Source organism: Synechococcus sp. CB0101, from assembly GCF_000179235.2.
GTDB lineage: Bacteria > Cyanobacteriota > Cyanobacteriia > PCC-6307 > Cyanobiaceae > Vulcanococcus.
The window spans coordinates 179,113-191,286 of record NZ_CP039373.1 but is presented as its reverse complement, the minus strand read 5'-3'; the positions used below and the strand labels follow the sequence as shown (position 1 = coordinate 191,286).

14 protein-coding genes are annotated in these 12,174 nt (G+C 65.7%); 8 read left to right on the top strand and 6 right to left on the bottom strand.

The window, feature by feature from the left end; all coding sequences use genetic code 11:
- Positions 1-68 precede the first annotated feature (68 nt).
- From CB0101_RS01095 to CB0101_RS01080, 4 genes are read left to right on the top strand one after another with little or no spacing between them, the layout of a single operon-like run.
- Complete coding sequence (locus CB0101_RS01095; RefSeq protein ID WP_010309637.1) at positions 69-287, top strand: CP12 domain-containing protein; 219 nt, start codon at positions 69-71, stop codon at positions 285-287.
- A 4-nt stretch (positions 288-291) separates the two neighbouring features.
- Entirely contained in the window at positions 292-522 is a 231-nt protein-coding gene (locus tag CB0101_RS01090) for a DUF3136 domain-containing protein (RefSeq protein WP_010309640.1), read from the top strand.
- A gap of 52 nt (positions 523-574) precedes the next feature.
- On the top strand, positions 575-1,261 hold the full coding sequence (locus tag CB0101_RS01085; RefSeq protein ID WP_010309642.1) for a response regulator transcription factor: 687 nt from the start codon (positions 575-577) through the stop codon (positions 1,259-1,261).
- Positions 1,262-1,313: 52 nt separating this feature from the next.
- Positions 1,314-2,123 (top strand): hypothetical protein, encoded by an 810-nt coding sequence (locus CB0101_RS01080; protein WP_246833799.1) that lies wholly within the window; start codon positions 1,314-1,316, stop codon positions 2,121-2,123.
- Here CB0101_RS01080 and selD read toward each other — a convergent pair.
- The 3 genes from selD to CB0101_RS01065 are packed head-to-tail and all read right to left on the bottom strand — an operon-like array spanning position 2,120 to position 5,917.
- Entirely contained in the window at positions 2,120-4,216 is a 2,097-nt protein-coding gene (gene selD, locus CB0101_RS01075; RefSeq protein ID WP_029553020.1) for a selenide, water dikinase SelD, read from the bottom strand. The two genes, CB0101_RS01080 and selD, sit on opposite strands and share 4 nt — an antisense overlap.
- 3 nt (positions 4,217-4,219) lie before the next feature.
- Positions 4,220-4,405 (bottom strand): hypothetical protein, encoded by a 186-nt coding sequence (locus CB0101_RS01070; protein ID WP_010309650.1) that lies wholly within the window; start codon positions 4,403-4,405, stop codon positions 4,220-4,222.
- 9 nt (positions 4,406-4,414) lie between these two features.
- Positions 4,415-5,917, bottom strand: coding sequence for a TolC family protein (locus CB0101_RS01065; RefSeq protein ID WP_010309652.1), 1,503 nt, complete (start codon positions 5,915-5,917; stop codon positions 4,415-4,417).
- Positions 5,918-5,991: 74 nt separating this feature from the next.
- On the opposite strand from CB0101_RS01065, the gene CB0101_RS01060 reads away from it, so the two are divergent.
- The 4 genes from CB0101_RS01060 to CB0101_RS01045 are packed head-to-tail and all read left to right on the top strand — an operon-like array spanning position 5,992 to position 9,002.
- Positions 5,992-7,152 (top strand): hypothetical protein, encoded by a 1,161-nt coding sequence (locus CB0101_RS01060; protein ID WP_136643921.1) that lies wholly within the window; start codon positions 5,992-5,994, stop codon positions 7,150-7,152.
- On the top strand, positions 7,149-7,334 hold the full coding sequence (locus CB0101_RS01055; RefSeq protein WP_010309658.1) for a hypothetical protein: 186 nt from the start codon (positions 7,149-7,151) through the stop codon (positions 7,332-7,334). Before CB0101_RS01060 ends, CB0101_RS01055 begins: the two co-directional genes overlap by 4 nt.
- On the top strand, positions 7,324-8,457 hold the full coding sequence (locus CB0101_RS01050; protein WP_010309660.1) for an FUSC family protein: 1,134 nt from the start codon (positions 7,324-7,326) through the stop codon (positions 8,455-8,457). Before CB0101_RS01055 ends, CB0101_RS01050 begins: the two co-directional genes overlap by 11 nt.
- On the top strand, positions 8,454-9,002 hold the full coding sequence (locus CB0101_RS01045; RefSeq protein WP_010309663.1) for a potassium channel family protein: 549 nt from the start codon (positions 8,454-8,456) through the stop codon (positions 9,000-9,002). Before CB0101_RS01050 ends, CB0101_RS01045 begins: the two co-directional genes overlap by 4 nt.
- On the opposite strand, the gene CB0101_RS01040 is transcribed toward CB0101_RS01045, so the two are convergent.
- Genes CB0101_RS01040 through CB0101_RS01030 form a run of 3 tightly spaced genes read right to left on the bottom strand, consistent with a single transcriptional unit; the run spans position 8,999 to position 12,089 of the window.
- Complete coding sequence (locus CB0101_RS01040; protein ID WP_050778786.1) at positions 8,999-10,207, bottom strand: diguanylate cyclase; 1,209 nt, start codon at positions 10,205-10,207, stop codon at positions 8,999-9,001. The two genes, CB0101_RS01045 and CB0101_RS01040, sit on opposite strands and share 4 nt — an antisense overlap.
- Positions 10,204-11,175, bottom strand: a complete 972-nt coding sequence (locus CB0101_RS01035; protein WP_029553021.1) for an ABC transporter substrate-binding protein — start codon at positions 11,173-11,175, stop codon at positions 10,204-10,206. The genes CB0101_RS01040 and CB0101_RS01035 overlap by 4 nt, the downstream gene beginning before the upstream one ends.
- Complete coding sequence (locus tag CB0101_RS01030) at positions 11,172-12,089, bottom strand: ABC transporter substrate-binding protein (RefSeq protein ID WP_010309669.1); 918 nt, start codon at positions 12,087-12,089, stop codon at positions 11,172-11,174. Before CB0101_RS01030 ends, CB0101_RS01035 begins: the two co-directional genes overlap by 4 nt.
- Positions 12,090-12,174 lie beyond the last annotated feature (85 nt).

The window sequence follows — 12,174 nt, the reverse complement described above, 5'->3', positions numbered from 1 at the left end:
CCCCCATATGGGGGTAGCGACGGCCTGGGCACCGTTCGTAGCTGTACCCAGCCGATCACCATCGATCCTTGGAGAACATCGAAGCCCACCTGGCCAAGCTGAAGGCTGAGCTCGATCAGGCCCGCCAGAGCGGCGACACCGCCAAGATCAACCACCTCGAAGGCGAGCTCAAGGATCTGGAGACCTACCAGCAGCACCACCCCGGCGAGCAGAAAGATCCCTCACCGCTCGAGGTGTATTGCGACCTCAATCCACAAGCCCCTGAGTGCCTCGTCTACGACGACTGAAACCATGAGCCCCCAGGAAGCCCGCATCACGATTGGCGAGCTCGAAGCCAATTACCAGCTGTATTGCAAAGCCCTGAAGATGTTGATCGCTGAGAAGCGAACCCTCAACAAGATTCAGCGCACGGTCTGTTGGGGACGACTCGAGACATTGCATCATTGCTTACCGAAACACTACAAATCGCCGCAATATCTCTACGCCCAACTGACTCGGGAGGAAAAAAAGGTTGCGACCTGAGCCCATCCAGCTCGGCTGGGCGCGATGATGACCACTCGCCAGGGGCTGCGCGATGGACTTCACGCCGTATCTCGACAGCCTCAGCAACGGCAATCTCGATGAGGTGCTGTTGTCGGTGGCGGTGCAAGGCAAGGTGGCACTGGCCCTGAAGGGGCGTTTTTTTCTGCGTTGCCTCTGCGAAAGCTTCAGCTCATCCACCCTGATCGGTTGCGCCGTCACCGATGAGCAGAGTTGCCTCAGCTATCTCCAGCAGGAGCCCTACGAACTGCTGATCTGCACCGACTTTCTGGAAAACGGCAACGGCTTTGAACTGGCCCGCAAGGCGCGTCAATGCCAACCCCAACTGAAGGTGGTGGTGCTGGCCCTCGGTGATGCCATCCCGGTGGAATACGCCGAAGCCAGCTGGCTGGAGGCGGTGGTGGCGGAAGCGGATTTCATCGAAGACCAGAAACCGCTGGAGGCGGCCGTGATGGCCGTGATGGGTCATCACTCCTACCGGAGCCCCTCGTTGCGCTCCGGCCAACTGCCGTATCTGAGCTGCCCGCGGCTGACGCCGCGCGAATACGAGGTGCTCGATCTGCTCGCCAGCGGTCTCACCGACCGCGAAATCGCCGAACAACTGGTGGTGAGCGAAGAAACGGCGCGCACTTACACCAAACGGCTGCTCAAAACGCTGGAGGTGAACAACCGCGTGCAGGCGGTGCTCAAAGGGATGCGCTGCGGCATGGTTCAGATCTGAACCCGCTCCCGAACGCAGACCTGCACAACACGCCCATACTGCGGGTCGATGCATGCAGCAACAGCCCATGGCGCCTCGTCTGTCGGCTCTACTCCCTGTGGCGGCCCTGGGCCTGAGCCTGCCCATCGCCGCACTGGCTGCTCCGGCCCAGGCAGCACCCAGCAGCTGCCCCACCCCCATGCTCGGGCGCTACGCCGTGATGGGCATGGGGGTGCAGAGCGGCAAGGAGCGCAACACCCCCACGGCGCATGTGTTGGAGGAGCGTTGGCTGGCTGGCGGCAAGCTGCAAGGAACGGTGGTGGAGCGGCTCGGCCGCAGCGAGCGCCAGGCCACTTACAGCGGCACAGCCCGCATGGCGGCGGGATGCGTGTTGCAGCTGGAGCGCACGTTGCCGTGGGGCCGCGAGCGCAGTGAAGTGGTACTGGATGGCAAAGGCCGCCCGCTCTACAGCCTCAACCGCAACACCGGCAGCGTGATCACCAGCCGCTGGCTGCCGATGGCGCCCGGGACCTGCCAGGCGGCGGATCTCAATGGCCTGGTGCTGAGCAGCCAAGTGGGGCTCACCTGGCGCAATGGCGGCTGGAGCCCCAACGCCGTGGTGCAACGGGAGCAATGGCGCGATGGTGCGGTGCGTGGCCTGGCGCTGTCCAGCTACGGCGGCGTGGGTGAAACCGCCAGCTACAGCGGCCAACTGAAGCTGGATCCAGCCAGCTGCTGGGGCAGCCTCAGCGAGACCGACGCCAAGGGCGTTGGCTACAACTACCGCGCGCTGCTGGTGAAGGGCCGCTCCGGTGCCCGCGGCTACTTCTACCTGCAGCGCGATCCAGACGATCTCACCGCCGGCTGGCTGGTGCGCGACTAGAGCACCCGGCCGATCAGGGCGGCCTGGTAAAAGCCAGCCGCCTGAATCGCCGCCAGGGCAGCCGGGGCTGAAGCCTCAGGCAACGCCGCGAGCAACGGGCCGCAGGTCTGCGGGTCAATCCACAGCTGTTGCTGGGCTGCCGTGGCGGCGCCGCTGAGCCGCACCGAGCCGGAAGCCTCCAGCAAAGCCAGGGCCCGGGCATTGGCGGGCGCCAAGGTGCTGCTCAGCCCCTGCTCCAACAGCTCCAAGGCCCCGGGCAGGGCAGGGATGGCCTCTGGATCCAACAGCACCTGCAGAGCAGATCCGAGCATTTCCCCCAGATGGCCGAGCAGGCCAAAACCAGTCACGTCCGTGCAGGCCTGGCAGCCATGGGCGGCCAGTAGATCCACCAAGGGCGCCTGGCTTTGCTGCATCACCTCCAGGGCAGCATCGAGCCAGGCGGGCCGCGCTGCTCCCGCCATCGCCGCCGCAAAGAGCACCCCCGTGCCGATCGGGCGGGTGAGCAACAACCGCTGGCCTTCCGCCAGGGGGCCCTTCGGCCACTGACGCTCTGGCCTCACCAGCCCATTCACCGCCAGGGTGAGCCCCAGCCCCGCCCCATCGCGCCCCTCGAGGGTGTGGCCGCCCAGCAGCGTTGCCCCCTCCGGCTCGAGCACCGAGCGCACGCCCGCCAGGGTGTGGAGCAACACCTCCTCCTGCAGCGCCGGCGCCGCCTCCGGCAGGGTCACCACCGCTTGCAGGCTGTGGAGCCGCGCCCCGCAGGCCCAGAGATCACTGCAGGCATGCAGGGTGGTGAGGCGGGCATTGAGCCAGGGGTCATCGAGCAGGGCCGGAAAGCCATCCACGCTTTGCAGCAGCAGCTCACCGTGCCCATTGCGATCCAGGCAGGCGGCATCCTGGGGTGCTGGCGCGATGCCTTCCGGATCGAGGCGCATCAAAGCCGCCTCCAAGGGAGCAGCCGGCAGCTTGGCGGCGCAACCGCGGCAGGCCATCGGCGCCTCGGCGGCCGCCATGGGCGCCGCTGGCAGGAAGCCCTGCATGAAGCGGCGATCGATGCGGTCTTTCCAGCGCCACAACCAACGTGCAGGGCCAACGCTGAAGGGCCCGTAAAACGCCAGCGCCTGCAAGCTGCCATCGCCCAACAGCTGCAGAGCCCATCGCTGGGGCTTCCAGACCCGCAGCGGCTGTTGAGGCCGGCTGAAGTGGCGCCACAGGTTGTCGGCGAGCACAGGCGCGGAGCGCACGGCCCAAACGCCAGCTGCAGGCCTGGGGTCAGCCGCGATCACGGCGCAATCGCCGCTGGCAAACAGCTGCGGGAGCCCCTGCACCTGCAGGCTGGCCTCGGTCAGCACCCGGCCCGTTTCCGCCTCCGCAGGCAGGCCACTGGCCGCCAACCAAGGCGGCGCTTCACTGCCGGTGCAGGCGAGGTCGGCGGGTGCCTGATCATCGGTGCCCCAATGAATCGGGATCCCGGCACGGGTGAGGCACTGCAGAGCAGCGGCATTCGCCGCCGGTGATCCGAGCTGCAGCTGCCGGGCGCGCACGAGCAGTTCCGCTGCCAAACCGCGGGCCCGCAGCGCCATCGCCACTTCCACCGCCGCGGCCCCGCCCCCACGAATGCGCACGGGGGGGCTCTGCGGCATCTGCAAACGCTGCTCCAGCCAAGCCAGAAACGGCTCGAGGGGCTTCACCGGCACAACAGCGCTCGAGCTGGGATCACGCCAGCGGGTCTGGCAGCCCACATTCAGGCTCAAGGCGTCAAAGCGCAGGGGCGGGCGATCCGCCAAGCGCAGCAGCTGGCCCTCAAGATCCACACCGCTGATCTCCGCCTGGAGAAAGGTCACCCCCGCTCGCCGGCACAGATCGCGCAGATCAATGGCGCAGTCTTCATGCGGATAGAGGCCGGCCACCAGGCCCGGCACCATCCCGGAATAGAGCGCGGTGCTGCTGCGATTCACCAGGAACACCGCCACCGCCTCAGGCTTCAGCCGCGGCCGCATGATCCAGCGGCGCAACAGCAAGGCATGGGTGTGGCCGCCACCGGCAAGCACCAGCAAGGATCGAGCCGGTGGCTGCCGATGCGGTGAGCGCAAGGCTCAGTCCACGTTCAGGTGACCGTCGTCATCCCAACTGAGCAGGGAAGGCAAGCCATCACGGCCATGGGACGAGCCCACCCGGGCCACCCTGGATCGGCCGTTCACCAATGGGATCAATCGGCCGAGCTGCTCGGTGATCCGCTCGCTGGCTGGCGGCGTGGAAGAGGGCTGGGCCTGGTCGGTCATCCCACCACTTTAAAGAGAGGCGGGGGAGCCGCTCTCCGCAGCCGTGGTGCCGGTTTCCAGCTCCAAGCCAGCGCGGCTGAGATTCCAGCGGTGGATCGCCACCGCTTCGGCGGAGCGGGCCGCCTGGAGGTTGCGTTGCGCGATCAACAACTCGGTGATCGGCGCGACGCCCGCCCTGTAGCGCAGCAGTGCATCGCGCACAGCCTCGGCACCGGCAGCGGCTGCAGCCGCCGCGGCTCGCATTTGCGGCCCTGCTGCCTGGTGGCTGGCATAGAAGGTTTCCACCTGCTGGGTAATGGCCTGCTCCGCGATCTCGATCGCCAGCTCGCTCTGCTGAGCGCGGCGCTTGGCCAACGCAACGGCTTCACGGGTGAGGCCGCCATCAAACAAAGGCTGGCGCAGCCCCAGCACCGCACCCCAGTCGTAGAAGCTGCCGGACACGCTGCCGCTGGTGTTCACGGTGGGGAGGTCAGGGCCTGCGGCACCGTTCACCGAAACCCGGGGGCTGGTGTTGAGCACAGGCACGTTGAGCCAGTCGCCACTGATGCCCCCACCCAGCAACAACCCAAGCTGGGGCAGGCCCGAGGCACGCGCCACCTGGATGCGGGCGAGGTTGGCCTGGCGCTGCTGATCGAGGGCTTCAAGAGCTGGCCTGTCCTGCAACGCCCGTTGCAGCGTGGGATCTAAACCGAGCGTCCAGGCCGGGCCGGGCAACAGTGGATCCTCAATGCTCACCGCTTGCTCCGGCGGTAGATCGAGCTGGCGAGCCAGGGCACTGAGGGCGATCGTGCGCTGCGAACGGGCTTCCGCCAAACCCTGCCGATCGGTTTCCACCAGGGCCTCGGCCTGGAGGGTGTCGATGCGTGCCGCCAAGCCTTCGCGGCGGATCGCGCGGGCATCGCTGAGCAGCCGCGTTGACACTTGCAGCGCGCTCTCCCATACGGGAATCAGCGCTTCGGCGAGCTGGGCGTTGAGATAGGCGGTCTGGATGGCGAAGCGCGTGCGCCGTTGCTGTTCACTTCCCTGCGCTTCAGCGGCCGCCACACCAGCCCGCGCCGCCTTCTGCAACGGCCCACGGCTGAAATCGATGAGCGGAACCGTGAGGGCAAGGCCCACATTCACGAAGGTGTTCTGCACCACGGCGTAGCCATCGCCGCCCAGCTCGAAGTTGAGGTCGCCGATGGCGGGCAGGTTGGAGATGAAGCCGATGTCGGTACCCACCTGGCCGTAGGTGCCCAAGCCCACCAGATCGAGCTTGGGCATGAAGCGGGCGCGCGCCAGCCCCTGCAAGGCCCGGCTCTCATCCACCACCAGCCCGCTGTTGCGCAACGCCAAGGATTGGCCCATGCCGAGCGCGATGGCCTGATCAAGCGTGAGCGCCAAGGGCTGCTGCGGAGCAGGCACCGCCTGGGTTTGGAGCGGCATGGCGCCGGCGGGCCTCAGGGCCAGGGCCGCGAGCGGACCAAGCACCAGGGCCAGAGCCTTGAAACGGTGGCGCGATCGGCGGCGCAAACCTCGAAAGCTGAATCAGCCGTTACCCTACCGTCAGTAAATGGCGCTCCAGAGATCTGGGCTCGATGGCAGTGGTGAGCGACCGTATCCCTCAGCTGCTGCCGATCACCGCCGTCAGCGCCGTGTGTGTCGTGTGGGGCCTTGCGCCATCCGTGCCGGTGAAGGTGGAGGGCAGCGCGGTATTGCTACCACCTGAGAGCCGTGTGGGGATTTACGCACGCTCCCCTGGGCAGGTGCAGGAACTGCACCGGCAGGTCGGCGATCAGGTGCGGCAGGGAGAGCTGCTGCTGAGCATCAACCGCATCGATCAGCAGGCAGCCGGTGGAGGTGCAGTGGGCCCCACCAACAACGCGCTGCTCGATCAGATCGCTGCCCTGGATCGCCAGAAAAACACAATTGAATCGCGCATTGGCACCCTGCGTGTCGCCAATCAGCCGGTGGGGCTCCAGCTCAAAGCCCTCGAAAACCTTCGGCGCGACGAAGTGATTCCCCGCTACAGCCCGCTTTGGGTGGGTGCCCAGGACCTGTATCTGCGCAACGAAAGCCTGATCAAGGAGCTTCAAGCCCAACTGGCGCAGCTGGATGCCACCAAGGCGGAACTGCAGGCCCAGCGCAACAGCCAATCGGTGCTGGCACCTCGCGACGGGATGCTGCTGGGACTGAGCGTGAACCCAGGCCAGGCTGTGATTCCTGGCCAACGGATCGGCACGGTGGGGCTCGGCCCGGAACCACGCGCAGGCGCCAAGGAACGCACGGCCATTGCCCTCTTCAGTGATGGCGACATCGCCCGGCTGCGCAAGGGCATGGCGATTCAGCTGGATCTACAGCTGCAAACCCGCGACCGCTATGGCGGCAGCTCCCAGCGCTATGGCCTGGTGGAGGGCCGCATCGTGGACATTTCACCGGCAACAGCCGATCTGGCCGAGGTCTCGCGCACGGTGGGCGATCCCGCCCTGGCCAGCAGCCTGATCGCCCGCAGCCGCCAAGCCGCCTTCGGCGAAGGGGGTGATCCGTTGGCGGTGCTCCCCGACAAAGCCACCTCGCCGGTGCGGTTGGTCACCGTTGAACTGGAAACCGCGAACACCCCCTCCGGCCTGCGCTGGAGTGCCAGCCAAGGCCCAGACATCAGCCTCGAGAACGGGACCCCCGCCAAGGCCGAGGTGCAGGTGGAACGGCGCCGGCCCCTGAGTTTCGTGCTGCCATTCCTACGCTGGCTCGGGGGGACAGAACGATGAATCACACCGTGCAGCGCTGGCTCAAACCCTGGCGTCAGCCGGCCCCTTGGCTCGCGCTGGTTCTGCTGATCATCACGGCCATGAGCCAGCCGCCCAGGCTGTGGTTCTGGCTGGCCCTGCTCCTGATCGTGCTGCTCGTGGGTTGGGTGCAGGCCCTCAAACGCCCTGGCCATGGCGGCTGAAGCTCCCGCTGGGAGCCTGAGCCTGGATCTGCGAGCCGCACTGGTGATCGGCCTCGCGGCAGCGCTCAGTGATGCCGCCTGCCAAGGCATCGGGCTCAGTGGTGAATCGATCGCCTACGGCGCCCTGATCGCGGCCCTGGTGGTGCGGCCGGATTTCAGCCGCTGGCCGCTGTTGATTTATCCGGTGCTGATCGTTCTGGTGGGGATCTGCCTGGCGATTGGCGTGAGCCTTGGGCTGGGCCTTTCGGATGCACCGCAGGCGTTCGTGTTCGGCCTGGTGGCGGCCCTGATGCAACTGATCACGTTGCTCTTGCCCAGCAAATTGCGTCTGCTGAGCGGCGTGGTGGCCTGCGCCGGAGTGCTGCCACTGCTGGGCACACCGAGCTGGGAGGGCTGGCGTGACGAAATGCTCGCCATCGTGATCGGCCTGCTCGCGGGCACGCTCCTCCAACTCACCTTCACCCCGGCAGGGCTGAAGCAACCGCCCGAGGAGAGCCGTGCAGAGGCTGAGGATCCACCTCTGGCGGATCGCATCCGCGCCGGCCTTTCCTCACCCTTTTTCTGGCGAAAGCTGGTGTTCGCCAGCCTGGCCTATGCCATCGGCCTGGGTGTTGGAGCCGTCACGCCGAAATATCTCTACTTCGGGGTGGTGCTTCTGCTCAACGACAGCATCGGAGCCACCATGGCGCGGGTGCGCGATCGCATGGTGGGCGTGAGCCTCGGTGTGCTGATGCCACTGCTCGTGTTCAACACGATCGGCTTGAGTGAGCTCTCGATCGGGCTGGTGATGGGCGGAACCGCTGCCTTACTAGCCGCCCTCAACCGCCGCAGTTACCTGCGCACCGCTCTGATCTCGAGTGGTGTGGCCTTCATTGGCTACGGCCCCTTGGTGGCTTGGTACATCCCGCACCGCTGGATCGATTACCTGATGGGCTCCGCCTTGGCGCTGGCGGTGGGTGTGTTCCTCTTTCCCAATTCAGCGCTGCGTCGCTTCAACCAGCTCACCGCTGGCGAACACAACCCCACCGTGGCCAGCGAGCTGCAGGTGTTGCTGCCAGCCGCCACCGAAGAGGCCCGCTGGCTGGGCCTGCCCAAACCCCAACTGCCGGCCTGCACCCCATGACCCCGCGCCAGCGCACGCTTCTGCTTGGCGGATTGGCCTTCCTGCTACCCCTGAGCAGCCAGGCCAAAGCGGCACCAATCGCCGAGGGCTGCACCAGGCCAGGAGTTGCCGTGCAACTGCTGATCTGCGGCGCCATGGTGGCCACCACCTGCGTGGTGCAACTGGGGCTCACCACCCTGATTGCGGAATGGACTCACCACCCACGCCTCATCCACTGGTGTGAAGCCAAGGCATCGAAACGAGCGCTTGCGGTGCTGGTCGGAGCGAAGCTGGTGGTGCTGGCCCTGTTGGCTTACATCCTGATGTGGGCGCTGCTGTTGACGGGTCTGGGTCTGCTGCCAGACCTGGAAACAAGTTTCTATTTCAGTGGCATCACCTTCACCAGCGTTGGCTACGGCGATGTGAGCTTGCCCAGCTGCTGGCGCCTGCTCAGCGTTGGGCTCGCGGTGGATGGGTTGCTGATGGCTGGATGGAGCACCGCGTTGCTGGTGTACATCGTGCAGCGTTCGATGGAACTGCGGCTGAAGCAGCGCAATAGCCCCTAAGCGGTCTGCACTGTCCAGCCCATCGGGTGAAGCCGTTGCAGATCCATCACCTGATTGCGGCCCTGATCCTTGGCCACATACAGCGCGGCATCGGCCGCCTGCAGCAATTCCGATAGGTGTTGGCGGCCTTCACTGCCCTTCTCCACCATGCCGATCGAGAGGGTGAGTTGCGGCTCACTGCCGTCGGCCAAGGTCCAGCGCTGGGAGGCCACCCGCTGGCGCAAGCGCTCCAACAAATCATGGGCTTGCGGCGCTGCCGCAGCCACCAGCAGAGCGAATTCATCACCTCCGAGGCGCCCCACCAAATCGCCGCGCCGAACAGCTCCGTTGAGAAAATCCGCCATGCGACGAATCACCTCATCACCAGCAGCGTGGCCATAGGTGTCGTTGATTGTTTTGAAGTGATCGATGTCGATCAAGGCCACCACCATCGGCTGATCTAAGCCAGGCAGTTCCAACCGTTCATCAGCGGCTTCGAGAAAGGCTCCACGATTGAGCACACCGGAGAGGCTGTCAGTCTGAGCAAGGCTGATCAACTCCGGCAGCAGCTGGCGCCGCACCACAAGCACCAGTGCCCCTGTGGTGAGGAAGAGAGGCACCAAGCCGAGCAGAAACACCAGCCCCGTGAGCTGCAGGGCCCGGCCCACCAGGGGCTGGAGGTCGAGATCGATCACCAACAGCCCTTGTTGGCCAAAGGCCGGCAACCCCTCAAGCGCCAGGGGGGTGGGCAACACACGCACCATGTGGTCGCCCCCAACCCAGGGGATGGGGCCATCGAGCAGCGACGAGGCACGGTCGGGTGCGCAAAAACCGGTCTGACTCTCCACAAAACAGGCTCTCAGATGAGCTCCCAGATCGCCCAAACCATCCGACAAACTGAGATCCTGCACGCGCTTCCCCACCAGAGCGTTGTCGCTGGCGGCCAGGATCAGGCCCCGTTGGTCAAGCAACAACGCCGAGCGCAATTCACGCGATGCCGCTGCCAGCTGCAGCTGCCGCTGCACCTCATACATCGGCTGAAAACTGGTGAGATTGCCCGCGAGATCACGCTCAAGCGTGCGGGCATGGTTCTCCAATTCCTGGAGTGTGGTTCGCAACACCAGGGCACCACTCACCGTGCCCAAGGCCGTGGATCCAAACGCTGCCGCCGCCAGTGCAATCCCCAGCAGACGCCGATTCACCCGTTGCCGAAGCGGCCCCTTCATCGCACCAACTCCGGAGCGATCTGGGGCAGTGGCACACCCTGCGGCAAGCGATTGGCCTGGCGCATCTGAGCCTGCAACTGCAACAAGGTGCGCTGCACCGGTCCAGAGGGGGCGAGCAGCTCAGCCTGTTGCGCTTGATCGGGGTAGCGGATCAAGCGCTGGGAGAGCAGAAATTGCTCGGATGTCACCCCCTGGCGCTGGGCCATTAAGGCCGTGGATTGCTGCGGCTCTTGCTGGGCCAACTGGCGAGACGCCCACCAGGAGCGCACCAGGGCCGCCACCAACGGCTGGTTCGAGCGCTGCAACTCCGGGCTCACCGCCAACACATCCACCACCTCTCCGGGAATCTCGCTGGAGCTGAACAACACGCGCCAACGCGGATCAGCCAGCAGCGCATCGCTGTGGGGCACGTAGGTCACCACCGCATCCAGCGCCCCACGCTTGAGCTGGGCGACCAAGGCTTTCGGGCTGTCGTAGCGGAGCTGAACATCCGCAAGCCCTAAGCCGTGGGGGCGCATAGCGCTCAGGAGCATGAATTCACCGAGCACGCTGCGCTCGAGCCCAACCCGTTTGCCTTTGAGATCGGCAGGTGAGCGCAGCGGGGCATCAGCGATCAATTGATCGGCACCGTTGGAGTCGTCCAACACCAGCACAATCACCGGACAGCGGGCCGGCACCTCGCGGCAAATCGCGATCGCCTCGGGCAGGGTGGTGGCGATGGCATCGACATCACCACGGCTGAAGGCGCGGCGCTGATCCTGCAGGGAGCCAAATTGATCCACCTGCAGGCTGAAACCTTGCTCACGGTCCAAGCCTTTGCGGCTGGCGAGATAGAAGTATTCGTAGGCCGGCCAATCCACGATGGCCAGCCGCACCGGGCGCTCTCGCCACGGCGCCAGACACGACACCAAACCCAGAGCCAAGGCAGCCGAGCCCACAACCCCTGCGAGCAAGCCCCGCCGCTTCATCGGGCCGCCTCCACAAAACGAGGGGTCACCGTTGGCACCGGTGCCCCAGACCCCATGATCTTCAGCCGCTCCTGCACGGCCTGCACCGCTTTGAGATTTCGGGCCAACGGACCGCCAGGCTGCAACATCGGCCCTTGTTGCTCCAGGCTGAAATACACCAAGCCTTGCTCCGCCTGGCGGTATTCCTCGGGGCTGAGTTGCTCCCGCTGAGCGGCTAACGCAATCGCCTTGGCAGGGTTTTGGCGCGCCGCCTGGTGTGCTGCAGCCCAAGCCCGAATCAACTTGGTGATCGTGTCGCCATGGCGGGCCAGATACTGGGGATCCACCGCCAACACATCGAACACCTCACCAGGAATGGCGCGGCTATCGAAGAGCGGACGCGACACCCCATCACGGGCGGCGTAATCACTGAACGGCGGGAAGAACACCGCCGCCTTCACCTCGCCTTTGCGCAACGCATCAGGCATTTGCGCGAGGGGAATGTTCTGCAAGCGCACATCGGAGAGCGCCAAGCCCACTTGGTCTAAAGCGCGGCTCAACACATAGGGCCCCAAGGTGGAGAAGGTCACCGCCACGGGTTCGCCCTTCAGTGCGGCGAGGGTGGGGATCGAGCGGGCCACGGCGATCTGATCGCCACCCCTCGACTCATCCAGGATCAACACGATCACCGGGCAGCGGCGCGGTGCTCGGCTGCACAAATCCACCGCCTCCACCGTGGTGAGCTGTGCCAGGGGCACATCTCCACGCAGGTAGGCGTGCACGATTGTTTGTGGATCCGGGAACTGCAGAGGCTTCAGCTCAAGCCCCTCGCGCCGATCCAAGCCCAGCTTGTGGGCCAGATACATGTATTCGTACCCCGGCCAGTTCGACACCGGCACGTCGATGCTCGGACGCTGGCCTTGGCAGCCGGTCAAGACCCCAACAGCTGCGGCAACGCTGAACGCTGCCAGGGATCCACGGCAGATCCGACGATAGACGGAGCGCACTGGGGCAGGAATC

What these genes read in the sequence shown, in the direction of transcription:
- CB0101_RS01090 (WP_010309640.1), top strand. Translation starts at nt 292, where the DNA reads ATGAGCCCCCAGGAAGCCCGCATCACGATTGGCGAGCTCGAAGCCAAT.
- CB0101_RS01085 (WP_010309642.1), top strand. Translation starts at nt 575, where the DNA reads ATGGACTTCACGCCGTATCTCGACAGCCTCAGCAACGGCAATCTCGAT.
- CB0101_RS01080 (WP_246833799.1), top strand. Translation starts at nt 1,314, where the DNA reads ATGCAGCAACAGCCCATGGCGCCTCGTCTGTCGGCTCTACTCCCTGTG.
- CB0101_RS01070 (WP_010309650.1), bottom strand. Translation starts at nt 4,405, where the DNA reads ATGACCGACCAGGCCCAGCCCTCTTCCACGCCGCCAGCCAGCGAGCGG.
- CB0101_RS01055 (WP_010309658.1), top strand. Translation starts at nt 7,149, where the DNA reads ATGAATCACACCGTGCAGCGCTGGCTCAAACCCTGGCGTCAGCCGGCC.
- CB0101_RS01050 (WP_010309660.1), top strand. Translation starts at nt 7,324, where the DNA reads ATGGCGGCTGAAGCTCCCGCTGGGAGCCTGAGCCTGGATCTGCGAGCC.
- CB0101_RS01045 (WP_010309663.1), top strand. Translation starts at nt 8,454, where the DNA reads ATGACCCCGCGCCAGCGCACGCTTCTGCTTGGCGGATTGGCCTTCCTG.
- CB0101_RS01040 (WP_050778786.1), bottom strand. Translation starts at nt 10,207, where the DNA reads ATGAAGGGGCCGCTTCGGCAACGGGTGAATCGGCGTCTGCTGGGGATT.
- CB0101_RS01035 (WP_029553021.1), bottom strand. Translation starts at nt 11,175, where the DNA reads ATGAAGCGGCGGGGCTTGCTCGCAGGGGTTGTGGGCTCGGCTGCCTTG.